Raw genomic sequence first — 22,426 nt, forward strand, 5'->3', positions numbered from 1 at the left:
TATTGTGGTAAGCCGGTGAATTATAAGGGATTTGTACGTGAAAAGATAACAAAGACGGCATGGGAATGCATGCCGGAAGGCCGTTCCAGTCCCCCTCAGTACAGCTTCTGCGATGATTCGTGCACGAGCTGTTGATACAAGGCATGCCGCATCGGCGCGATGTCGCTCGTCTCCATCGCTGCAAGGACTGCGCAGCCAGGCTCGTTGAGGTGGTGGCAATTGTAGAAACGGCAATTGCCGAGATGCGGCGCAAACTCGCGGAAGGCACGCTCCAGCATGCCTTCGGTCAGGTGGTACAGGCCAAATTCCTGAAAACCGGGGGAGTCGATGATCGATGTGCGCTCGTCAAGGGCAAACAGGCGCGTAAAGGTTGTCGTGTGCTTGCCTGAGTCAAGTGCGGCCGAGATCTCCCGGGTCGCCAGCTCGGCGTCGGGCACCAGCAGATTAATGAGCGAGGACTTGCCCATGCCGGACTGCCCGATGAGGATTGTTGAGTGGCCATTGAGCAGTGGACGTAGGGTGGCGCAGGCCTCTTCCGGTACAGCATGTGCCGAAACCTCATGGATCGGATAACCAATTCTTGCGTAGGCAGCGAGGCGCTCGCGCACCTTGGGCAGCAGTTCCACCACATCGATCTTGTTCAGGATCAGGTGGGTCTTGATGTCTGCTGCTTCGGCGGCGACGAGTGCACGCGATACCAGATCGTCGGAAAAACCCGGCTCAGTTGCCACCACGATGAATAGTTGGGTGACATTTGCAGCGAGGAGTTTCGACTTGTACTGGTCGGAGCGGTAGAGCAGCGTCTTCCGCTCACCGATGGATTCAATCACGCCCTGGTCGGGCGATGTTTGCTTCAATGTGACGATATCGCCGACGGCAACATCGCTTTTCTTTCCCCGCGTGACACACTGGAGGCGGGAGTCGCCGGCCTGAACCAGATAATGCCGGCCGTGTGCTGCGATGACGGTTCCGATAATGCCGCCCATCGATCAGCGCGCGCCCTGCCGGTACACCGCGTCGATCTTGGCCGCGCAGATGAAGTCATTTTCCGAAATGCCGCCTCGTCCGCCGTTGACCGAGTGTGTATCGAACTTCACCACGCAGCGGTTGTAGGTCACCACCAGTTCGGGATGATGATCGTCAGCATGAATGATCCATGCGATCGCGTTCACGAAAGCAAGCGTTTCGTAGTAATTCTTGAACTGAAACGTCTTGACGATCTTTCCGCCTTCCAGCGCCCAGTTGTCAACTGCGGCAAGGTGTTCCTTGATTTCCGCATCAGTCAAACCTGTTTCCAGATGCTGCCCCTTTTTATTGAGCAGTTCAGCAGCAGTAACCATGGTGTCCCCTTTATCGGCTGGCAAGTAGATGTTGGATACGCACGCTTGCCGGCGGGTGCGAATCATAAAAGGCGGAGTGCAGCGGATCAGGTGTCAGCGTCGAGGCGTTGTCTTCATACAGTTTCACCAGCGCCGACACGAGGTCTTGCGCGTTGGAGTGCTTCGCCGCAAACGCGTCGGCTTCAAATTCGTGCTTGCGCGATGTGAGCGAAACCAGCGGGGAAAACAGGAAGGTAAACACCGGCAAGGCCAGCATGAACAGGATCAGCGCCATCGCGTCGTTGTTCCCGACGAGCATCGGATCGACGCCAAGGCCGATGTAGAACCAGGTCTGCGTCTTCAGGTAGCCGAGCAGGGCAAGGAAGCCAAGCGACAGCGCGAACATCACCGTAATGCGCTTGACGATGTGCTTGAGCTTGAAGTGGCCGAGTTCATGTGCGAGCACGGCTTCGACCTCCTGGGGGCCGAGACGCTCGAGCAGGGTGTCAAAGAAAACAATGCGCTTGGCCGCACCGAAGCCGGAAAAATACGCATTGCCGTGTGCGCTGCGCTTGGAACCGTCCATCACGAACAGGCCTTTGGACGCGAAGCCAACACGATGCATGAGGTCTTCGATGCGCTTGCGCAGGTTTTCGTCTTGCAGCGGCGTGAATTTGTTGAACATTGGCGCAATGACCGTCGGGTAGAGAACCAGCATCAGCAGCTGAAAGCCGCTCCATACGACCCAGGCATACAGCCACCATAGGTCGCCGGATTTCTCCATCAGCGTCAGGATTACCCAGATCAACGGCAGGCCGATCACGAGGCCGATTGCGGTGTTCTTCAGCATGTCGGTGATGAACAGACGTAGCGTCATCTTGTTGAAGCCGAACCGTGCCTCGAGCACGAACTGCCGGTAGTAATCGAATGGCAACTCGACGATTGCAGAGATGGCGGCAAATGCCGCCAGCAATGCCAGTTGGTACACCATGCCAGGGCCGGTCGCGTTGAAGATCGTGACTGACAGCCATTGCAGGCCGCCGAGCAGCGTAAATCCGATCAGGACGGCGGCATTGACCAGCATGGTCAGCAAACCCAGCTTGGTCTTGGCTACCGTGTAATCGGCCGCCTTCTGATGCGCATACAATGGAACCTTTTCCGCAAATTCGGCCGGCACGGCACTGCGATGGGCGAGCACATGGCGAATATGCCGCGAGCCCAGCCAGAAGCGCACGACGAGTGTAATGGTAAGAAAGGCGACAAACAGTGCCGAAAACGCAAGTGATGACATCCCGTGCCTATGAGAAAATGGCGGATTACTGAGGAAAACAAATTATGTCACAAGCTTCCACACCGAATGCTCCTGCCAACGCGCCCGCCCGCCCGAACGAATTCAACCTCGTGTGGCTCGACATGGAGATGACCGGGCTCGATCCCGACAATGACCGCATCATCGAAGTCGCCGTGGTCGTTACCGACTCCGACCTGAACGTCCTGGCCGAAGGTCCCGTCTTTGCGATCCACCAGCCCGATGAAGTGCTGGACCGCATGGATGCCTGGAACAAGGGCACCCATGGCCGCTCCGGGCTGATCGATCGCGTGAAGGCATCCACCGTATCGGAAGCGGATGCAGAAAAAGCCTTGATCAACTTCCTCAAGCATTTCGTTCCTTCGGGCAAATCACCAATGTGCGGCAACAGCATTTGCCAGGACCGCCGTTTCATGGCGCGTGGCATGCCGAAGCTGGAAGCGTTTTTCCATTATCGCAACCTCGATGTGTCCACACTGAAAGAACTGTGCAAGCGCTGGAAGCCCGATCTTGCGAGTGGCTTCAAGAAGCACCAGAAGCACACCGCGCTCGCTGACATCGTTGAATCGATCGAAGAGTTGCGCTACTACCGCGAGCATTTCATCAAGCTCTGATTTTTCTTGTCCCCCTGGCTTCCGGAAGCGTTCGACTTCGCGTCCGGGAGCCGTTAAACTCCAGTCCTTTTTTCATAGGCGCAACATGGCCTCCGCACCAGACTTACCGTCGACCGACGCCGTCGACGCTGTACCAGAATCACGCAATGTCCCGTCCGAACTGATCGCGCGCGAAGTTGCGCGGCGTCGTACCTTCGGCATCATTTCCCACCCGGACGCGGGTAAAACCACGTTGACCGAGAAACTGCTGCTGTTTTCGGGCGCGATCCAGCTTGCAGGCACCGTCAAGGCGCGCAAGAGCGGCCGCCATGCGACGTCGGACTGGATGGAAATTGAAAAGCAGCGCGGCATTTCGGTGGCCAGTTCGGTGATGCAGTTCGAGTACCGCGATCACGTCGTGAATCTGCTCGATACACCCGGCCACCAGGACTTTTCTGAAGACACCTATCGCGTGCTGACAGCTGTTGACTCGGCCCTGATGGTGATTGATGCGGCGAAGGGCGTCGAAGAGCAGACCATCAAGTTGCTCAACGTGTGCCGGATGCGCGACACGCCGATCCTGACGTTCATGAACAAGATGGACCGCGAAACGCGCGATCCGCTGGAGCTGCTGGACGAAGTGGAGTCGGTGCTGAAAATCCAGTGCGCACCGGTGACTTGGCCGATCGGCATGGGCAAGAACTTCCGCGGCGTGTATCACCTGCTGCGCGACGAAATCCTGTTGTTCAAGGCGGGCGAGGAGCGTGCCGATCAGGAATTTGAAGTCGTCAAGGGCATCGACAATCCGCGTCTGACGGAAATGTTCCCATTGGAAATGGAACAGCTGAAGATGGAGGTTGAGCTCGTGCATGGCGCGTCGCATCCGTTCGATCTGGAAGCTTTCCTGGCGGGGACGCAAACGCCGGTGTTCTTCGGCTCTGCGATCAACAACTTCGGCGTACGTGAAATCCTGAATGCCTTGCTGGAGTGGGCGCCTGCTCCGCGCTCGCGCGACGCTACCGTCCGCTCGGTGGAGCCGACCGAGACGCCGTTCTCCGGCTTTGTGTTCAAGATCCAGGCGAACATGGATCCGGCGCACCGTGACCGCATCGCGTTCCTGCGCGTGTGTTCTGGCCGTTTCGAGCGCGGCATGAAGATCAAGCATCTTCGGCTGAACCGCGAAATCAAGGTGTCGAGCGTCGTGACCTTCATGGCGTCCAGCCGCGAGCAGGTGGAAGAGGCCTACGCCGGCGACATTATCGGCCTGCCGAACCACGGAAACATGCAGATCGGCGATAGTTTTTCCGAAGGAGAAATGCTGCAGTTCACAGGCATTCCCTATTTTGCGCCCGACTTTTTCCGCTCGGTGCGGATTCGCAACCCGCTGAAGATCAAGCAATTGCACAAGGGGCTGCAGCAATTGGGCGAAGAGGGCGCGGTGCAGGTTTTCAAGCCGGTCAGCGGCGGAGACCTGATTCTTGGCGCGGTGGGCGTGCTGCAGTTCGAAGTGGTGGCAAGCCGTCTGATGAACGAGTATGGCGTCGACGCTGTATTCGAGGGGACGAGCATCAGCAGTGCACGCTGGATCTCCAGTGAGGACAAGAAGGCGCTGGCCGATTTCGAAAAGTCGTCTGCAGGCGCAAACATCGCCTATGACGCCGCCGGCAACATGGCCTATCTTGCGACATCCGGTGTGAACCTGAAACTGACGCAGGAGCGCTGGCCGCAGCTGACCTTCCACGCGACTCGCGAGCATGCAGTAAAACTGAGCTGAGATGGCGATTGCCCCGTTTGCGGGCATCGCTTCCTTGCTGTCTTACTGTCGCGTCAAATCAAGCCTCGTCGGTGACTTCACTTTCCTCAACAGGGAAGTGAAGCTCATGCGACTTAATTTAGTGAACGTTCCTTACTGTTCGCAAATGTCGTCAAGTGATGCTTAATGTGTCGGCAACTGGAGTGCTTTTGCTCCAGACTTGATATGTCTCAAAGGGCAGTAGAGGCGTCCGCCTATACTCTCCCAACACTTTTTCAACCCTCTTCTTCCGCTCTGTTTCCTGCTCGTGCTCAGGAGATCGGAGCATCCCTGATTATCTATTGCTATTCCGCAGTAACAGGTTCAAGGAACAACGATGCTGACCGCAACATATTCTCTCGTCGCTATTGCGGCTGAGCAGGACAATACGCGCAGCCGGCTCGACCGGCTGCAACAGTACATTCATACCGCTTGGAAAAGCCTGCAAAGCATTGACTTCGGCTTTATCGAAAATGCACTGAACAAGCTGATGCAATTTGACAAGTTTTGCCGCAACCGAAAGATTGAGGTGTGCCTGATCCCGGCGCTACGCCGTGCAAGCCGGGAGGCTGAGGTGCTTGTGGAGGAGCTGGATGCGTTGAGCAGCGCTGCAAGTAATATTCTGCGCTCCATTGGTGAACAGTTGACGGCGGCATTTTTCGCCGGGCAGATCCGATTCTCGGAAATTTGTCAGGCAATGGACTTGTATTGCCGCAAACTCGCCTTGCGTCTTGACAGAGAGGATAAGGAGTTACTGCCGATGGCGCGCAGCCATTTTTCGACCGAGGAGTGGTTTTCCATTGCCGCGCAGCTCCTTTCCGATGAAACTACAGCACTCGGTCGAAGGCGGAAGCGTCGCCCGCTGCATCGTACAGCGGGCGTGCTCGGCAACCGCGTGATGAACGTCCGCTCATAATCAGGTTTGCCAGAAGAATGACGCCGCATCAGTCTGCGGCGCTGCGTTAGTGCGCGCCTTCCTTGTTGTGCTCTGTGCCGATCTCCAGGGTCTTGCTTAAAGCACAGTTTCTTGGCATGGTGTGGCCATGGTTTTTCTCGGGTCACGCATGCCAAAAATCTTTCATTTCACACGCTTTTCCTTGCGTGACTTCCTCATTGCGGCGGGCCCCGCAGCGATCGCTGTCATTGCCACTTGCCTGCTCGCATATTGGCTGATTGATCCCTTTCCGCCGTCCGAAGTGGTACTGGCAACCGGACAGGACAACAGTGCCTATGAGGTATTCGGGAAGGAATATGCTGAAAAGCTTGGCCGCTTTGGCATCACGGCACAGCTGAGCCCTTCGTTGGGATCCCAGGAAAACCTGCAACGCCTGAAAGAGGGCGGTGTCGATCTGGCGTTCGTGCAAAGCGGGTCGACCGACGAGCAAGATGCGGAGCGCGCGGGACTGATATCACTCGGCAGCCTGTTCACCGAGCCGGTCTGGCTGTTCCTGCGCGAAAAGAAGAGCGTCGCGCAGCTGACGCAATTGCGTGGCCTGAAAATCAACGTTGGTCCCGAAGGCACAGGAGTGCCGGGATTGTTCAGGAAACTGCTGGCAGCCAACGGCGTAGAGCCTGACCAGCTTGTGCTTGGCAGCCTCGAAAATACTCCGGCGACGGTGGAGTTACTGGAGGGCCGGATCGACGGGCTGGTGTTCAGTTCCGCCCCGGATGCGCCCTTGATCCAGATGCTGCTGCAAACGCCGGGGATCAGGTTGTTCGACTTTCCCCAGGCCGAGGCCTACACGCGTCGTTTTCCGTTCCTGTCGCATGTCGTGCTTCCGCGCGGGATCGTTGATCTGGGCCGGAACATTCCGTCCAAGGAGCACCACCTGATTGCGCCGACGGCGACGCTCGTCGCACGTGAAGGTGTGCATCCTGCACTGGTCAACCTGTTCGTGCAGGCTGCGGCGGAAGTTCACGGCCGGACCGGCTGGTTCCAGAAAAAGGGGGAATTCCCGACAGCCAGCTATACGGAAATCCCGGTTTCACCGGCAGCGGCACGGTTTTATACCAGTGGTCCGCCGCTGTTGCAGCGGTATCTGCCATTCTGGCTCGCCAATTTTTTTGAGCGGATGTGGGTGGTGATTGTCGCACTGGGCGCATTGATCCTGCCGCTGTCACGGATTATTCCGCCACTTTATGTGTGGAGGGTCCGCTCCCGGGTATTCCGTTGGTACGGACAACTGCGCGCGGTTGAACAGGCGATTGAGGACGTGTCAGAGGAGCATCGGGCGAATGTCTATCCTGCCCAACTGAAGCGGCTGAACGATATCGAGGAGCGGGTAAACCGCATCTCCATACCGCTATCGTTTGCGGATGAACTCTACGGCCTGCGCAGCCACATCAATTTTGTGCGGCGTCGTGTGCTCGGATTGATGAAAGCCGGATAGTTTCAAGCCCCTATCCATGGCAGGTTGGCCTTGCACCATCCGCCAACCGTCTTCCGGTGGCCATGCGCATCCTTGTCGCCTTCGAAACCCTCCAGGATGTCGAAGCAGTGCGAGTAGCCATGCTCGGTCGCCAGCTTCGCGGCATGCCGCGAGCGAACGCCGGAGCGGCACAGGAACAGGATGATGTCTTCCTTGCCGACCACCTGGCTAAGCTGGGAGATGAAATCGGGATTGGGGACGCCGCCAGGGTAGAGGCTCCACTGTATGGCGACGTGCTGGGCTTCAGGGATGACAACCCGACCCACCCAGTCACGCTCGGCATTGGTTCGGACGTCCACCAGTCTGACCTTCAGGTCTTGCTGAAGCAGCGTGTAGGCTTCGGCCGGTGTGATTGCCCCGGCATACGGCAAGTCGCTTTCCCGTCCGCGTTGACGAGCTTGCATGAGAATGTCGATGTTCATGATAGTGCCGACCCTGAGGTTGAGGTTTTCGATAGTTTAACTTTTGTCTTCCTTTTCCTGTGGAACGATGTTTGCACCGGCTTTGTGCGGTGAGCGGGTCGAATCGAGCATCTTGCACAGAAATGGTGCTTTCTTTTGTCGATGCACTCTTTTGGTGATTGGGCGCCGAGATGTCGTCTTCAGCAAAATATTTCAAAAGCACATTAATTACGTGATTTCCGCCGCTATCAGACGCAGACACGAAACTTGTCATTACTCAAGTTGATGGCACGAATTCTGCTATCAATGGTTGCAAGTTCTGGCCTACTTCGAGGTATGGACGCCTTGGGCGATACCGGGTAGGCTCAACTGTTCAAAATTTTCGTATCACTTTGCTCATACTAGGAGATTCGCATGGCAATGACGGCCGCAGACGTCTTGAAGATGGCGAAAGACAACGAAGTCAAATTCGTTGATTTTCGTTTTGCTGACACCCGAGGCAAGGAACAGCATGTGACCGTGCCGGTTTCGCAGTTCGGCATGGACAAGTTCGAGTCCGGCCATGCGTTTGACGGCTCCTCGATCGCCGGCTGGAAGGGCATCGAAGCCTCCGACATGTTGCTGATGCCGGACCCGAATACCGCCAACATCGACCCGTTCATGGAAGAGACCACGCTGTTCATGCAGTGTGACGTCATCGAACCGGCCGACGGCAAGGGCTATGACCGCGACCCGCGCTCCATCGCCAAGCGCGCCGAAGCCTACCTGAAGTCCTCCGGCCTGGGCGACACCGCCTACTTCGGCCCGGAACCCGAATTCTTCATCTTTGACAGCGTGCGCTGGAAGATCGACATGTCCGGCTGCTTCGTGAAGATCAACTCAGATGAAGCCTCCTGGACCACCGGCAAGGACCTCGAAGGCGGCAACACCGGTCATCGTCCGAGCGTCAAGGGCGGCTATTTCCCGGTTCCTCCGGTCGACAGCTTCCATGACATGCGTTCGGAAATGTCCCTGATCCTCGAAGCAATGGGCATCCCGGTCGAAGTGCATCACCACGAAGTCGCCGGCGCCGGCCAGAACGAGCTCGGCACCAAGTTCTCCACGCTGGTCGAGCGCGCTGACTGGACCCAGAACATGAAATATGTGATCTGGAACGTCGCACACACCTACGGCAAGACCGTCACCTTCATGCCGAAGCCCATCGTCGGCGACAATGGCTCGGGCATGCACGTTCACCAGTCCATCTGGAAGGACGGCAAGAACCTGTTCGCAGGCGACGGCTACGCAGGCCTGTCCGACTTCGCGCTGTACTACATCGGCGGCATCATCAAGCACGCTCGCGCGCTGAACGCGATCACCAACCCGGGTACGAACTCGTACAAGCGCCTGGTGCCTGGCTACGAAGCGCCGGTGAAGCTGGCTTACTCCGCCAAGAACCGTTCCGCATCGATCCGTATTCCGCACGTTGCGAACCCGAAGGGCCGCCGCGTCGAGGCACGCTTCCCGGATCCGCTGATGAACCCGTACCTCGGTTTCGCGGCGCTGATGATGGCCGGCCTGGACGGCGTGCAGAACAAGATCCACCCGGGCGAAGCAGCGACCAAGGACCTGTACCACCTACCGCCGGAAGAGGACAAGCTGATCCCGACCGTGTGCCACTCGCTCGAGCAGGCACTGGAATACCTCGACAAGGATCGCGAGTTCCTGACCCGTGGCGGTGTGTTCAGCGACACCATGATCGACGCATACATCGAGCTGAAGATGCAGGAAGTCCAGCGCTTCCGCATGACGACCCATCCGGTCGAGTTCGACATGTACTACTCGCTGTAATCAACGGTCGTATTAGTAGTTAGCCGACGGGCAAAACAGCGGGGAAGCTTCGGCTTCCCCGCTTTTCTTTGTACGGGATTCATACCGGGAACTGTTGTCATGACAACGCATTCTGACGGCAAGGTTTGTAAAGCCCTGTTTCTTATCCTAAACTAGTAAGCAGTCAAACTGTTTCTGCAAAGAAAGATTATGAAACAACAATTTTTTGGACTGTTGCTGCTAGCGACACTAGGCGGCTATGCACAGGCGCAGAGCGAAGTCTTTTTATGTGTCGATGACAGCGGCAAGAAGGAATACAAGAACACCGGCACGACCAAGGGATGCAAGCGGGTTGAGCTCCCCGGTATCACGACGATTCCGGCTCCGGCAATGCAGAAGCGCGTCGTCGCACAGACCGCGTCGGCCAAGCCGGCTGCAAGCACTCCGGCCGACTTCCCGAAGGTTGACAGCGACACGCAAAAGGCGCGCGACAATGACCGTCGGCAGATCCTCATGGACGAGGTAAAGAATGAGGAGCAGAAGCTCGCGAACCTGAAGCAGGAGTTCAACAACGGCGAGCCGGAGCGGCGCGGCGACGAGCGGAACTATGCCAAATACCAGGAGCGGGTCGCAACGCTGAAGGAAGACATCTCCCGCACCGAGAAAAACGTCGAGGCATTGCGTCGCGAACTTGGTAACATCAAGTAAGGCATAACGCTTGCACAAGACGGGCCGCGTGATGCGGCCCTTATTTTTTGCGGCTTCCTTTTTTATGACGTCTAAAACTGCCAAGATTCCACTGGACGGACTCGACCTGCTCGCCTCGGCCGTCATCATCCTGAATGCCGACGGACGTGTGGCTTATGCAAACGCCGCCGCCGAGAACCTGCTGGAAAGCTCGTTCAAGACACTGGCCAACCAGAAGCTCAATGAGCTGTTCGTCGACGTGGAGAAGCTCGATGGCGTCATCCGGCAGGCGATGGAGCAGCAGTTTGCCGACAAGCGTCTCGACCTGACGCTCGAACGTGTCGGGCGCGAGCCGCTGCAAGTGCATGTGATCGTCACCGCGCTGGACCGGCGCGACATGCCTGTGCTGATTGAACTGCGCGAGAACGTGCAGCAACTCAAGCTGGACCGCGAAGAGCGGCTGCTTGACCAGAGCCAGGCCAACAAGGAGCTGATCCGCAATCTTGCACACGAGATCAAGAATCCGCTCGGCGGCATCCGCGGTGCGGCGCAACTGCTTGAGTTGGAGTTGCCCGAGCGGCAGCTAAAAGAGCTGCGCGAATATACGCAGGTCATCATCAAGGAGGCGGACCGGCTGCAAACGCTGGTCGACCGCCTGCTGGCGCCGCACCGCCACCCGCACATTGTCGGCGACGTCAATATCCATGAGGTGTGCGAGCGAGTGCGCAGCCTGATCATGGCCGAGTTCCCGAACGGGCTCACCATCAAGCGTGACTATGACCTGTCGGTGCCGGAGTTCCGCGGCGACAAGGAGCAGCTCATCCAGGCCGTCCTGAACATCGCGCACAATGCGGCACAGGCGCTCCGGGACAGGATCGAGTCGGGCGACGCCGAACTGACTTTCCGTACCCGGGTCGCGCGGCAAGTGACGCTCGCCAAGGTACGTTACAGGCTGGCATTGGACTTGCATATCATCGACAATGGACCGGGTATCCCGCCTGACATTCGCGACCGCATCTTTTATCCGCTTGTTTCGGGGAAGGATGGCGGGAGCGGACTGGGTCTGACGCTGGCGCAAACCTTCGTGCAGCAGCACATGGGGGTGATCGAATGCGAAAGCCGGCCGGGGTACACGGACTTCAGGATCTTGATACCGCTCCCATAGCAGGCTGTTGAAGAACTACTGCGCGGGCCGATCCTGAGGCCTGCGGTGCTCAGCGTACGATGTGTACGCGTGCGCTCCTCGGCCCCAGCCTCGGCCCGCTCGCTACGTTTTCAACATCCTGCTGGAGCGCTCTGCATAACGCCACACGACGCGGGACACCGAAAAGTATATGAAGCCAATCTGGATTGTTGACGACGACGAATCGATCCGCTGGGTGCTGGAAAAGGCACTTGCCCGCGAAAACCTCGCGACGCGCAGTTTTTCGAATGCGCGCGACGCGATGGACGCGCTGCAGACCAGTGTGCCGCAGGTTCTGGTGTCCGACATCCGGATGCCCGGCGCATCGGGACTTGAACTGCTGCAAATGGTGAAGGCCAAGCATCCGGGCTTGCCTGTCATCGTGATCACTGCGTTTTCGGACCTCGACTCCGCAGTTGCCGCGTTCCAGGGTGGTGCATTCGAATACCTCGCCAAACCTTTCGACGTCGACAAGGCGGTCGAGCTGATCCGCCGTGCACTGGAAGAGAGCCTGCGCGAGTCCGATGTGGAGCAGTCCGCAACCGAGACGCCGGAGATCCTCGGACAGGCACCGGCGATGCAGGATGTGTTCCGTGCGATCGGTCGTCTGTCGCAATCAAATGTCACTGTCCTCATTACCGGCGAATCGGGCACCGGCAAGGAGCTTGTCGCCCGCGCGCTGCACAAGCACAGCCCGCGTGCAGCGCAGCCTTACATCGCGCTGAACACGGCAGCGATTCCGAAGGATTTGCTTGAGTCAGAATTGTTCGGCCATGAGCGAGGCGCCTTTACCGGGGCGCAGGCAACGCGTCGCGGCCGCTTCGAGCAGGCGGAAAACGGCACGCTGTTCCTCGACGAGATTGGCGACATGCCCTTTGACCTGCAGACACGCCTGTTGCGCGTGCTCTCGGATGGCCACTTTTATCGCGTTGGCGGACACCAGCCGCTGAAGGCCAATGTGCGCGTGATCGCTGCAACCCACCAGAACCTCGAGCAGCGCGTGAAGGAAGGCCTGTTCCGCGAGGACTTGTATCACCGCCTGAATGTGATTCGCCTGCGCCTGCCCAGTTTGAGGGAGCGCCGCGAGGACATTCCGCTGCTGACGCGCCACTTTCTGGCGCAGAGCGCCAAGCAACTAGGTGTCGAAGCCAAGCGCATGTCGGACAGCGCGATGCAGTTTCTAAGCAGCCTGGACTTTCCGGGTAACGTCCGGCAGCTGGAAAACCTGTGCAACTGGATCACGGTGATGGCACCGGGACAGACGGTAGATGTCAAAGACTTGCCGCCGGATCTCACACAGGGTATGACTTCCCCCGAGTATGTTCCACCAGCGGTGACCAGTGCGCCGGCTCCGGCAGCGCCTATGCCATTTCCTGTGCAACCGCAGGCAGCCGAGCAGCGCGTCGTGCCGGCTGGCATGGCGGCTTCTGCACCGTCTTATGCCGCGCCGCAAACCGTCGCCAGTGCAAACGGCGCTGCGGTCCATGCAGCCGTCGGCGTACCGAATGGCGCAGACAAGGCTGACTGGATCGCATTGCTTGAAACCGAGGCGGCACACATGCTCGCGGCCGGACAGCCGGAGGTCATGGATGCGCTTGGCCGTCAGTTCGAGTCGGCGTTGATCAAGACGGCCTTGAAACATACGCATGGCCGCAAGAACGATGCGGCCGTTCGCCTTGGCATCGGGCGTAACACCATCACGCGCAAGATCCACGAACTGGGCATCGACGGCGCAAAGGACGAGTGACTTTTCTGACAGGCATCATGCCTGCACGCACGAAGCTTTACCGATCGCAATACTGACAGGCTTGACCGGCATACCATCATGGATGCCGGTCAATTTTTTGCTCCTCCAGTCATTGCGCACCGAATGGTCAATTACGTACACATCAGCATCGCTGTTGCGATCACCATCGTGCTGACGCTGCTCGTCGCCAATCTCGGCGAGGGCGAGAAGAAGATCGACACTCGGGTCGACAGCCTTTACGGTGTGCGGGATCCTCAGTATTTGCGCTCGATGGGTGTGCTGCTCGGCCCGTCCATCGTCGAGGGAAACAGAGTGCGCTACCTCGAGAACGGCAAGGAGATCTTCCCCGCAATGCTGGATGCGATTCGTGCCGCGAGAAAAACGATCACGTTCGAAACCTTCATCTACTGGTCCGGCGACATCGGGCGGACGTTCGCCGAAGCATTGCGCGAAAGGGCAGAGGCGGGCATCAAGGTACACGTCCTGCTCGACTGGGTGGGCAGCCAGAAGATGGACGAGGCGTTGCTGGAGGAGATGCTGCGCGGCGGCGTCGAGGTGGAGCGTTATCACGAGCCGCGCTGGTACAACCTGTCCCGGCTGAACAACCGAACGCACCGGAAGCTGCTGATCGTAGACGGTATCGTGGGCTTTACCGGCGGCGTCGGCATCGCCGATCAATGGACCGGCGATGCGCAGGACGAGTGGCACTGGCGCGATGCGCATTTCCGCATCGAAGGTCCGGTGACTGCCGAGCTCCAGGCAGTGTTCGTCGACAACTGGATGAAGACTACCGGGCGCGTTTTGCATTCCGCCGATTACTTCCCGGAGATCGCCAACGCCGGGAGTGTTCCGGCGCAGATGTTCAGCAGTTCGCCCACTGGCGGCAGCGAGAGCATGCATCTGATGTATCTGCTGTCCATCGCATCAGCGAAGGAGAGCATCCTCTTGTCGAGTTCCTATTTCGTTCCGGACGAACTTGCGATCGATGCACTCGTTGCAGCTGCACGCCGCGGCGTGAGGATTCGCATCATCACGCCCGGGGAACATATTGATGCCGAAACGGTGCGGCGCGCGTCTCGCGCACGGTGGGGAAAACTGCTGGAGGCGGGCATCGACATCCATGAATACCAGGAAACCATGTTCCACTGCAAAATCATGGTCGTCGACGGTTTCGTTGTGTCGACCGGTTCCACCAACTTCGACAATCGTTCATTCCGGCTGAATGACGAGGCAAATCTGAATATCTACGATGAAGCCTTTGCCCGGCAGATGACAGAGGTGTTCGAAAAAGACCTGAAGCGTACGCGCCGCATGACGCTGGAACAGTGGCAGGCAAGGCCGTGGTCGGAGAAGCTGATCGAGCACGCCGCGTCGTTGCTTGGCAAGCAGCTTTGAGAAGGGCTGCCGCTGGCAGCTATGAATTACGGCGCGGATAACCTTCGGCAGTAATGCGCTTCCACACGCGTTCTTTTTCTTCCTCGCTCATGAACACCCAGTTCGCCACTTCGGCGACAGTGCGTCCGCAACCGCGACAGACATCGTCGAATGTGGTCGAGCAGACGGCGACGCAGGGCGTGTCGGGACGGGAAGAATTTTGCATAATGGCAGCCTCAAAAAAACAATCATAGGCGAATCGATGTACACACTCTACTACTACCCCGGCAATGCCAACCTTGCGCCACACATGCTGCTGGAAGAGCTTGGCGTGCCTTACGAACTGGTATTGGTCGACCGGGAGCAGAATGCGCACAAGCAGGCCGATTACCTGAAGCTCAATCCCACCGGGCGTATTCCGGTATTGATCGATCGCGATCTTGTACTCTTCGAAACGGCGGCGATCTGCCTGCACCTGGTGGACCGCCATCCGGAAGCGGGGCTGGCTCCCGCCGTTGGCACTGCCGAGCGCGCGGAATTCTACAAATGGCTGGTCTACCTGACCAACACCTTGCAGGCGGAGCTGCTCACATATTTTTATCCGGAGCGGCTCGCCGATGAGGCGACAGCGATTGCACAGGTGAAGGCGCACGCCGAGGAGAGCGTTGGAGGCATGCTGGACCTGCTCGACAAGGCTGTGGCCGACAGCGGTGGCCCCTTCCTGCTGGGTAATCGGTATAGCGCTGTCGATCCCTACCTGTTAATGCTGTCGCGCTGGACGCGCATGATGCACCATCCGGCGCGGAACCGTCCTCATTTGGGGCCTTATCTGCGCAGCCTGCTCGAGCGCCCGGCGATTCAGCGAGCGTTTCAGCAGGAAGGTTTGGCGGATCCGCTCATCTGAACATGTACTTCAATCAGTGTTCTTGCCTTGTCCTGCCTGCAGGCGATTGAGCTTTCGCCATAGGGTCGTGCGGCTGATGCCGAGGTGTTTTGCGACCGCCTCGCGATTGCCATTGAAACGCGCAAGCACCTGCTCGATCGATTCTGCCGCTGGCACGGGTAAGGACTTTGGCGCTTCGACCTGATGTGGCGTGCCGGTCAGTTCGGGCGCCAGCGCCATCACGAAGCTCGGGGAGAGGGCCTGCAGCGGTTCCGACGCGAGGAACAGGGCGAGGCGCTCCATCAGGTTGCGCAGTTCGCGCACATTGCCGGGCCAATCGTAGCTGCTCAGCAGCGAGGCACAGGCGAGCACTTCCGCATGCAGGTTGGCATGCGGACGGACGCCGAGCGAGGCGAGCGCATTCTTCAGTCCCCATTCCGCCAGTGGCACCAGATCCTCTGGACGCTCGCGCAGCGGCGGCAATTTCAGGCGCAGCACACCGAGGCGATAGAAAAGATCGGCGCGGAAGCGCCCTTCGCGCACGCGTTGTTCGAGGTCGCAGTGGGTTGCGCTCACAATGCGCACATTGACCGGAACCGGACGCGTGCCGCCGACGCGCACCACCTCACGCTCCTCCAGGACACGCAGCAGTCGCGTCTGCAGTTGTAGCGGCATTTCGCCGATCTCATCGAGAAACAAAGTGCCGCGGTCGGCCGCTTCAAACAGGCCGGGACGTCCGCCACGACGGGCGCCGGTGAATGCCCCTTCCTCGTAGCCGAACAGTTCAGATTCCAGCAAGGATTCCGCGACGGCGCCGCAATTGACGGCGACAAACGGCTGCCGTGCACGCTGGCTTTCGCGATGGATCGCCTGTGCCGCCAATTCCTTGCCCGTGCCGGTTTCGCCCTGGATCAGTACGGTGGCCGGAGACTTTGCATAGAGTTCTATCGAGTGGCGCACTGACTGCATCGCCGGTGAGTCGCCGCGCAAGTCATTCAAGCCATGTTTCGCGCGCAGCGTTTCCGCGACGGGCAGTACACGCCCCGATTCGAGTTGCGTGAAGCGGGCGATCTCCAGTGCATCTTCGAAAGCCTGCCGGATCGATGCGGCGGAATACAGAAACACGCCGGCCAGACCGGCTTCTTCCGCCAGATCGGTGACGAGGCCAGTGCCGACGACTGCCTTGATGCCGCTTGCCTTCAGTTCGTTGATCTGTGCCCGTGCATCTTCCTCGGTGATGTAAGTGCGTTGCGTGATTTTCAGGCCGAAGGTGGCCTGGAATTCGGCAAGTTCCGGCATCGGCGACTGATAGGTGACGAGGCCAATCGCGGGCGTGATCTTGCGTGCGCGGGCGAGCGCCTGCATCACATCGAAGCCGCTGGCCTTGGCGATAACGACAGGTAGTGAGAGACGGCTCTTCAGGTAGGCCGCGTTAGAGCCGGCAGCGATGACGGCATCGCAGCGTTCGTTGGCGAGGCGTTCGCGGATATGGCGGACGGCGTCTTCAAAACCGAGATTGATCGGCTCGATGGTCGCGCGATCGTCGTATTCCGGCGTGATGTCCCGGAAGAGGTCGGAGAGACGGGAGATCGAGACCGTCCAGATAACCGGCTTGTCGACGTTCTCCGTTGCAGGATGGGAAGGATGGCGCATGTTTCAGAATCCGTTTCAGCGTTTCAAGTGTAACGCCAAATGAAACATTTTGGGAGTAAGCTTGAATGAGTCTGCGGCCCGCTAAGTCGATGAAAAACAAGAACATTCATCTCGGCAGATGTCTTTGTTGCAAGGCATTTTCCGAGTGGCACAGGGATTGCAATAAACCGGCAAACGCATTCCGTTGAAACAGTCAGCAGAGTTAATACAGTTGAAACATCAACCCACAAGGTGAAGACATGAGTCTCTATTCCGCAGGTGCCGCCTTCCGCAAGGCCGTCAAAGAAGAATCCCCGTTGCAAGTGGTCGGCGCCATCAACGCCAACCACGCGTTGCTGGCCAAGCGTGCCGGCTACCGCGCGATTTACCTGTCCGGTGGCGGCGTGGCTGCCGGCTCGCTCGGCTTGCCCGACCTCGGCATCTCCAACCTCGACGACGTGCTGACCGACGTGCGCCGCATCACCGACGTGTGCGACCTGCCGTTGCTGGTGGACGTTGATACCGGCTTCGGCTCTTCCGCGTTCAACGTGGCACGTACCGTCAAGTCGATGATCAAGTTTGGCGCAGCCGCGATCCATATCGAAGACCAGGTTGGCGCGAAGCGCTGCGGCCACCGTCCGAACAAGGAAATCGTCAGCAAGCAAGAGATGGTTGACCGTATCAAGGCCGCCGTCGATGCACGTACCGATGAGAATTTCGTGATCATGGCGCGCACCGATGCGCTCGCCGTCGAAGGGCTGGAAGCGGCACTCGACCGCGCACAGGCCTGCGTCGAAGCCGGTGCCGACATGATTTTCCCTGAAGCGATTACCCAGCTCGACATGTACAAAACCTTCGCTAACGCGGTGAAGGTGCCGGTGTTGGCCAACATTACCGAGTTTGGCGCGACACCGCTGTACACCGTCGAGGAACTGAAGAGCGTTGACGTCGGCCTCGTGCTGTATCCGCTGTCTGCCTTCCGGGCAATGAACAAGGCAGCCGAGAACGTCTACAACGCCATCCGCCGTGACGGCACGCAAAAGAATGTGGTCGACACCATGCAGACCCGCATGGAGCTGTACGAGCGCATCAACTACCATGACTTCGAACAGAAACTCGACGCCCTGTTCGCGCAACAAAAAGCCAAGTAATTTTTTCGGGAGATTCTGATGAGTGACCAACAAGCTGCAGGCTTCAAACCCAAGAAATCCGTTGCCCTGTCCGGCGTGACCGCCGGCAATACCGCGCTGTGCACGGTCGGCCGTACCGGCAACGACCTCCACTATCGCGGTTACGACATCCTCGATGTCGCCGACGCCTGCGAATTCGAAGAAATCGCCCATCTGCTGGTGCACGGCAAGCTGCCGAACGCTGCCGAACTGCGCGCTTACAAGGCCAAGCTGAAAGCACTGCGCGGCTTGCCGGCGAATGTGAAGGCTGCGCTGGAATGGCTGCCTGCAGCATCGCACCCGATGGACGTGATGCGCACCGGCGTGTCCGCACTGGGCTGCGTGCTGCCGGAGAAGGACGACCACAACACCCCGGGCGCACGCGATATCGCCGACCGCCTGATGGCATCGCTCGGCTCCATGTTGCTGTACTGGTACCACTACAGCCACAACGGCAAGCGCATCGAAGTCGAAACCGATGATGATTCCATCGGCGGCCACTTCCTGCACCTGCTGCATGGCGAGAAGCCGTCCGCAATGTGGGAAAAGGCGATGCACACTTCGCTGATCCTGTACGCAGAGCACGAGTTCAATGCATCGACCTTCACCGGCCGCGTCATCGCCGGCACGGGCTCCGACATGTATTCCGCAATCACCGGCGCCATCGGCGCGCTGCGCGGTCCGAAGCATGGCGGCGCGAATGAAGTCGCGTTCGAGATCCAGAAGCGTTACGACAATCCGGACGAAGCGGAAGCCGACATCCGCCGTCGTGTCGAGAACAAGGAAGTCGTGATCGGCTTCGGCCATCCGGTGTACACCGTGTCCGACCCGCGCAACAAGGTGATCAAGGAAGTCGCACGCAAGCTGTCGAAGGAAGCCGGCTCGATGAAGATGTTCGACATCGCCGAGCGCCTGGAATCGGTCATGTGGGAAATCAAGAAGATGTTCCCGAACCTCGACTGGTTCTCCGCGGTCTCATACCACATGATGGGCGTGCCGACCGCGATGTTTACGCCGCTGTTCGTGATCGCACGTACTTCCGGCTGGTCCGCGCACATCATCGAGCAGCGCATCGACAACAAGATCATCCGCCCGAGCGCCAACTACGTTGGTCCGGAAGATCTCAAATTCGTGCCAATCAACAAGCGCAAGTAAGACCGTCGACATAATGCTACTGCGCAACCCAAGGACCGGCCTGCGATGCTCACCGTACATCACGTACGGTTGCGCTTCTCGGCCGGCCCTTGGGCCGCTCGCTACGCATTCTGCTCGATGCTCAAAGCTATAGCAGTTAGGGTACGCTCCGCGCACCTTGCCCGCCGAGCGGAAAAGCGGTGCGCATGGCGCACCCTACGCAAATCTCTCTTTTTTTTGACGAGCCATGAACAACGCCTACCGCAAACCCCTCCCGGGTACAAATCTGGATCACTTCGATGCGCGCGCTGCGGTCGAGGCGATCCAGCCGGGCGCCTGGGAAAAGCTGCCCTATACCTCCCGCGTGCATGCCGAGAACCTGGTGCGCCGCTGCGAACCCGCGATCCTCACCGAATGCCTGAAGCAGATCATTGAGGTCAAGCGCGAGCGCGATTTCCCGTGGTTCCCCGCACGTGTGGTGTGCCACGACATCCTCGGCCAGACTGCGCTGGTGGACCTCGCCGGCCTGCGTGACGCGATTGCCGACCAGGGCGGCGATCCGGCAAAAGTTAACCCCGTTGTTCCGGTGCAGCTGATCGTCGACCACTCGCTGGCAGTGGAGTGCGGCGGCTTCGATCCGGATGCCTTCCGCAAGAACCGTGAGATCGAGGATCGGCGCAACGAAGACCGTTTCCACTTCATTGAATGGACGAAGGAAGCCTTCAAGAACGTGGACGTGATCCCGGCCGGTAACGGCATCATGCACCAGATCAACCTGGAAAAAATGTCGCCGGTGATCCATGCGATCGACGGCGTCGCCTTCCCGGATACCTGCGTCGGCACCGACAGCCACACGCCGCACGTTGATGCGCTCGGCGTCATCGCCGTTGGCGTCGGCGGCCTCGAAGCAGAGAACGTCATGCTTGGCCGCGCGTCCTGGATGCGCCTGCCGGAAATCGTCGGCGTGGAATTGACTGGCAAGCGCCAGCCCGGCATCACTGCGACCGACATCGTGCTGGCACTCACCGAGTTCCTGCGCAAATCGAAGGTGGTTGGTTCCTACCTTGAGTTCTATGGCGAAGGCGCTTCGTCGCTGACGCTGGGCGACCGTGCAACGATTTCCAACATGGCACCGGAATACGGCGCGACTGCGGCGATGTTCTCCATCGACCAGCAGACGCTCGATTACCTGACACTCACCGGCCGCTCGCCGGAGCAAGTGAAACTGGTTGAGACCTATGCGAAGGAAGCCGGCCTGTGGTCGGACAGCCTGAAGAATGCGCAGTACGAGCGCGTGCTCAAGTTCGACCTGTCTTCTGTTGTTCGCAACATGGCTGGCCCGTCGAACCCGCACGCACGCGTAGCAACGACCGATCTCGCTGCCAAGGGCATCGCAGGCAAGTGGCAGGAAGTTCCGGGCCAGATGCCGGATGGTGCTGTCATCATCGCTGCGATCACCAGCTGCACCAATACCTCCAACCCGCGCAACGTGATTGCCGCTGCACTGCTGGCACGCAATGCGAATCGCCTCGGCCTGACCCGCAAGCCATGGGTGAAGACCTCGCTCGCTCCGGGATCGAAGGCGGTCGAGCTGTACCTGGATGAAGCCGGGCTGACGGAGGACCTGGAAAAGCTCGGCTTCGGTATCGTCGCCTTCGCTTGCACCACCTGCAACGGCATGTCCGGTGCGCTCGATCCGAAGATCCAGCAGGAGATCATCGACCGCGATCTGTACGCGACTGCTGTGCTGTCGGGCAACCGCAACTTCGACGGCCGCATCCATCCGTACGCGAAGCAGGCCTTCCTCGCATCGCCGCCGCTGGTTGTCGCCTATGCCCTCGCCGGTACGGTGCGTTTCGACATCGAGCGCGATGCCTTCGGTACCGACAAGAACGGCAATCCGATCACGCTGAAGGACCTGTGGCCGTCGGACGAAGAGATCGACGCCATCGTCAAGGCCGCCGTGAAGCCGGAGCAGTTCAACAAGGTTTACATCCCGATGTTCGACCAGCGCAAGTCGGCTGCAACGTCCGTCAGCCCGCTGTACAACTGGCGCCCGATGTCCACCTACATCCGCCGTCCTCCATACTGGGAAGGCGCGCTGGCAGGTGAGCGCACGCTGAAAGGCATGCGTCCGCTGGCAGTCCTGCCGGACAACATCACGACCGACCACCTGTCGCCGTCGAATGCGATCCTGCTGGATTCGGCTGCTGGTGAATACCTCGCGAAGATGGGCCTGCCGGAGGAAGACTTCAACTCCTACGCGACCCACCGTGGCGATCACTTGACCGCACAGCGTGCAACGTTCGCGAATCCGACGCTGAAGAACGAGATGGTGCGCGATGCGGACGGCAAGGTGAAGGCTGGATCACTGGCCCGCGTCGAACCGGAGGGCAAGGTCATGCGCATGTGGGAAGCCATTGAAACCTACATGAACCGCAAGCAGCCGCTGATTATCATCGCCGGTGCCGACTACGGCCAGGGTTCGTCGCGTGACTGGGCGGCCAAGGGCGTGCGCCTTGCTGGTGTGGAAGCCATCGCGGCCGAAGGCTTCGAGCGCATCCACCGTACCAACCTGATCGGTATGGGCGTGCTGCCGCTGGAGTTCAAGCCAGGCACGACGCGCCTGACGCTGGGCATTGACGGCACCGAAACCTATGATGTGATCGGCGCTCTCAAGCCGCGTGCGGACCTCACTCTTGCGATCACTCGCAAGAACGGCGAGCGCGTGGAAGTGCCGGTGACCTGCCGTCTCGACACGGCAGAAGAAGTGTCTGTCTACGAAGCGGGCGGTGTGTTGCAGCGCTTTGCGCAGGACTTCCTGGCGTCGTCAGTGAAGGCAGCGTAAGAGCTTGTTGTGCGGCGGAAGGCGCTTCGCTTTTCCGCCCTACGCGAACGACTGCTTCGGATGTGAAGGCGGTGTAATCCGCAACCTTGTAAGGCACCTTCCCCCTTCCAGGGGGAA

Annotated in this window: 19 protein-coding genes; 13 read left to right on the forward strand and 6 right to left on the reverse strand. The window is 59.1% G+C overall.

All coding sequences use genetic code 11. The features are described 5' to 3' along the window. Positions 1 to 95: 95 nt before the first annotated feature. From rsgA to ACYVIA_RS09115, 3 genes are read right to left on the reverse strand one after another with little or no spacing between them, the layout of a single operon-like run. The gene (rsgA, locus tag ACYVIA_RS09105) at positions 96 to 986 is read right to left on the reverse strand and encodes a ribosome small subunit-dependent GTPase A (RefSeq protein WP_460840031.1); all 891 of its coding nucleotides are present in this window, start codon (positions 984 to 986) and stop codon (positions 96 to 98) included. 3 nt (positions 987 to 989) lie between these two features. Beyond that, positions 990 to 1,340, reverse strand: a complete 351-nt coding sequence (locus ACYVIA_RS09110; RefSeq protein WP_460840033.1) for a 4a-hydroxytetrahydrobiopterin dehydratase — start codon at positions 1,338 to 1,340, stop codon at positions 990 to 992. Positions 1,341 to 1,350: 10 nt separating this feature from the next. Beyond that, positions 1,351 to 2,610: a M48 family metallopeptidase gene (locus ACYVIA_RS09115; RefSeq protein ID WP_460840035.1), complete on the reverse strand. Its 1,260-nt coding sequence runs from the start codon at positions 2,608 to 2,610 to the stop codon at positions 1,351 to 1,353. 44 nt (positions 2,611 to 2,654) lie between these two features. Between ACYVIA_RS09115 and orn the strand changes: the two genes are divergently transcribed. The 4 genes from orn to ACYVIA_RS09135 all read left to right on the forward strand — a co-directional run bounded on the left by orn (position 2,655) and on the right by ACYVIA_RS09135 (position 7,403). Next, positions 2,655 to 3,242, forward strand: a complete 588-nt coding sequence (orn, locus tag ACYVIA_RS09120; protein WP_460840036.1) for an oligoribonuclease — start codon at positions 2,655 to 2,657, stop codon at positions 3,240 to 3,242. 85 nt (positions 3,243 to 3,327) lie between these two features. Next, positions 3,328 to 4,995 (forward strand): peptide chain release factor 3, encoded by a 1,668-nt coding sequence (locus tag ACYVIA_RS09125; protein WP_460840038.1) that lies wholly within the window; start codon positions 3,328 to 3,330, stop codon positions 4,993 to 4,995. Positions 4,996 to 5,350: 355 nt separating this feature from the next. Beyond that, positions 5,351 to 5,929: a hypothetical protein gene (locus ACYVIA_RS09130; protein WP_460840040.1), complete on the forward strand. Its 579-nt coding sequence runs from the start codon at positions 5,351 to 5,353 to the stop codon at positions 5,927 to 5,929. 148 nt (positions 5,930 to 6,077) lie between these two features. Next, a complete protein-coding gene (locus ACYVIA_RS09135; protein ID WP_460840041.1) occupies positions 6,078 to 7,403 on the forward strand; it encodes a TAXI family TRAP transporter solute-binding subunit in 1,326 nt (441 codons plus the stop codon). Between the two features lie 2 nt (positions 7,404 to 7,405). Here ACYVIA_RS09135 and ACYVIA_RS09140 read toward each other — a convergent pair whose 3' ends face one another. Further along, complete coding sequence (locus ACYVIA_RS09140) at positions 7,406 to 7,864, reverse strand: rhodanese-like domain-containing protein (protein WP_460840043.1); 459 nt, start codon at positions 7,862 to 7,864, stop codon at positions 7,406 to 7,408. A gap of 393 nt (positions 7,865 to 8,257) precedes the next feature. On the opposite strand from ACYVIA_RS09140, the gene glnA reads away from it, so the two are divergent. The 5 genes from glnA (at position 8,258) to cls (ending at position 14,664) form a co-directional block, all read left to right on the forward strand. Continuing rightward, entirely contained in the window at positions 8,258 to 9,673 is a 1,416-nt protein-coding gene (gene glnA / locus ACYVIA_RS09145; RefSeq protein WP_460840044.1) for a type I glutamate--ammonia ligase, read from the forward strand. A 189-nt stretch (positions 9,674 to 9,862) separates the two neighbouring features. Next, on the forward strand, positions 9,863 to 10,360 hold the full coding sequence (locus ACYVIA_RS09150; protein WP_460840046.1) for a DUF4124 domain-containing protein: 498 nt from the start codon (positions 9,863 to 9,865) through the stop codon (positions 10,358 to 10,360). Between the two features lie 64 nt (positions 10,361 to 10,424). Further along, the gene (gene glnL / locus ACYVIA_RS09155) at positions 10,425 to 11,504 is read left to right on the forward strand and encodes a nitrogen regulation protein NR(II) (protein ID WP_460840048.1); all 1,080 of its coding nucleotides are present in this window, start codon (positions 10,425 to 10,427) and stop codon (positions 11,502 to 11,504) included. Between the two features lie 169 nt (positions 11,505 to 11,673). Then, positions 11,674 to 13,269: a nitrogen regulation protein NR(I) gene (ntrC, locus tag ACYVIA_RS09160; RefSeq protein WP_460840050.1), complete on the forward strand. Its 1,596-nt coding sequence runs from the start codon at positions 11,674 to 11,676 to the stop codon at positions 13,267 to 13,269. A gap of 123 nt (positions 13,270 to 13,392) precedes the next feature. Then, complete coding sequence (gene cls / locus ACYVIA_RS09165; protein ID WP_460840530.1) at positions 13,393 to 14,664, forward strand: cardiolipin synthase; 1,272 nt, start codon at positions 13,393 to 13,395, stop codon at positions 14,662 to 14,664. 19 nt (positions 14,665 to 14,683) lie between these two features. Here the strand turns inward: cls and ACYVIA_RS09170 are convergent, their stop codons facing one another. Continuing rightward, on the reverse strand, positions 14,684 to 14,869 hold the full coding sequence (locus ACYVIA_RS09170; protein ID WP_460840052.1) for a DUF1289 domain-containing protein: 186 nt from the start codon (positions 14,867 to 14,869) through the stop codon (positions 14,684 to 14,686). A 36-nt stretch (positions 14,870 to 14,905) separates the two neighbouring features. Between ACYVIA_RS09170 and ACYVIA_RS09175 the strand changes: the two genes are divergently transcribed. Further along, positions 14,906 to 15,547, forward strand: coding sequence for a glutathione S-transferase family protein (locus ACYVIA_RS09175; protein WP_460840054.1), 642 nt, complete (start codon positions 14,906 to 14,908; stop codon positions 15,545 to 15,547). Between the two features lie 9 nt (positions 15,548 to 15,556). Here ACYVIA_RS09175 and prpR read toward each other — a convergent pair whose 3' ends face one another. Then, positions 15,557 to 17,179: a propionate catabolism operon regulatory protein PrpR gene (gene prpR / locus ACYVIA_RS09180; protein ID WP_460840055.1), complete on the reverse strand. Its 1,623-nt coding sequence runs from the start codon at positions 17,177 to 17,179 to the stop codon at positions 15,557 to 15,559. Positions 17,180 to 17,418: 239 nt separating this feature from the next. On the opposite strand from prpR, the gene prpB reads away from it, so the two are divergent. The 3 genes from prpB to acnD all read left to right on the forward strand — a co-directional run bounded on the left by prpB (position 17,419) and on the right by acnD (position 22,309). Next, positions 17,419 to 18,309 carry a methylisocitrate lyase gene (gene prpB, locus ACYVIA_RS09185; protein WP_460840057.1) on the forward strand — a complete coding sequence of 297 codons (891 nt, stop codon included), beginning with the start codon at positions 17,419 to 17,421 and terminating at the stop codon, positions 18,307 to 18,309. A gap of 18 nt (positions 18,310 to 18,327) precedes the next feature. Then, a complete protein-coding gene (gene prpC, locus ACYVIA_RS09190) occupies positions 18,328 to 19,482 on the forward strand; it encodes a bifunctional 2-methylcitrate synthase/citrate synthase (protein WP_460840060.1) in 1,155 nt (384 codons plus the stop codon). Between the two features lie 226 nt (positions 19,483 to 19,708). After that, the gene (gene acnD, locus ACYVIA_RS09195) at positions 19,709 to 22,309 is read left to right on the forward strand and encodes a Fe/S-dependent 2-methylisocitrate dehydratase AcnD (protein WP_460840062.1); all 2,601 of its coding nucleotides are present in this window, start codon (positions 19,709 to 19,711) and stop codon (positions 22,307 to 22,309) included. Positions 22,310 to 22,426: the final 117 nt, after the last annotated feature.

It is taken from the genome of Noviherbaspirillum agri, assembly GCF_054780595.1.

Coding starts and splice junctions, on each gene's coding strand:
- rsgA (WP_460840031.1), bottom strand. CDS start 986: ATGGGCGGCATTATCGGAACCGTCATCGCAGCACACGGCCGGCATTAT.
- ACYVIA_RS09110 (WP_460840033.1), bottom strand. CDS start 1,340: ATGGTTACTGCTGCTGAACTGCTCAATAAAAAGGGGCAGCATCTGGAA.
- ACYVIA_RS09115 (WP_460840035.1), bottom strand. CDS start 2,610: ATGTCATCACTTGCGTTTTCGGCACTGTTTGTCGCCTTTCTTACCATT.
- orn (WP_460840036.1), top strand. CDS start 2,655: ATGTCACAAGCTTCCACACCGAATGCTCCTGCCAACGCGCCCGCCCGC.
- ACYVIA_RS09125 (WP_460840038.1), top strand. CDS start 3,328: ATGGCCTCCGCACCAGACTTACCGTCGACCGACGCCGTCGACGCTGTA.
- ACYVIA_RS09130 (WP_460840040.1), top strand. CDS start 5,351: ATGCTGACCGCAACATATTCTCTCGTCGCTATTGCGGCTGAGCAGGAC.
- ACYVIA_RS09135 (WP_460840041.1), top strand. CDS start 6,078: ATGCCAAAAATCTTTCATTTCACACGCTTTTCCTTGCGTGACTTCCTC.
- ACYVIA_RS09140 (WP_460840043.1), bottom strand. CDS start 7,864: ATGAACATCGACATTCTCATGCAAGCTCGTCAACGCGGACGGGAAAGC.
- glnA (WP_460840044.1), top strand. CDS start 8,258: ATGGCAATGACGGCCGCAGACGTCTTGAAGATGGCGAAAGACAACGAA.
- ACYVIA_RS09150 (WP_460840046.1), top strand. CDS start 9,863: ATGAAACAACAATTTTTTGGACTGTTGCTGCTAGCGACACTAGGCGGC.
- glnL (WP_460840048.1), top strand. CDS start 10,425: ATGACGTCTAAAACTGCCAAGATTCCACTGGACGGACTCGACCTGCTC.
- ntrC (WP_460840050.1), top strand. CDS start 11,674: ATGAAGCCAATCTGGATTGTTGACGACGACGAATCGATCCGCTGGGTG.
- cls (WP_460840530.1), top strand. CDS start 13,393: ATGGTCAATTACGTACACATCAGCATCGCTGTTGCGATCACCATCGTG.
- ACYVIA_RS09170 (WP_460840052.1), bottom strand. CDS start 14,869: ATGCAAAATTCTTCCCGTCCCGACACGCCCTGCGTCGCCGTCTGCTCG.
- ACYVIA_RS09175 (WP_460840054.1), top strand. CDS start 14,906: ATGTACACACTCTACTACTACCCCGGCAATGCCAACCTTGCGCCACAC.
- prpR (WP_460840055.1), bottom strand. CDS start 17,179: ATGCGCCATCCTTCCCATCCTGCAACGGAGAACGTCGACAAGCCGGTT.
- prpB (WP_460840057.1), top strand. CDS start 17,419: ATGAGTCTCTATTCCGCAGGTGCCGCCTTCCGCAAGGCCGTCAAAGAA.
- prpC (WP_460840060.1), top strand. CDS start 18,328: ATGAGTGACCAACAAGCTGCAGGCTTCAAACCCAAGAAATCCGTTGCC.
- acnD (WP_460840062.1), top strand. CDS start 19,709: ATGAACAACGCCTACCGCAAACCCCTCCCGGGTACAAATCTGGATCAC.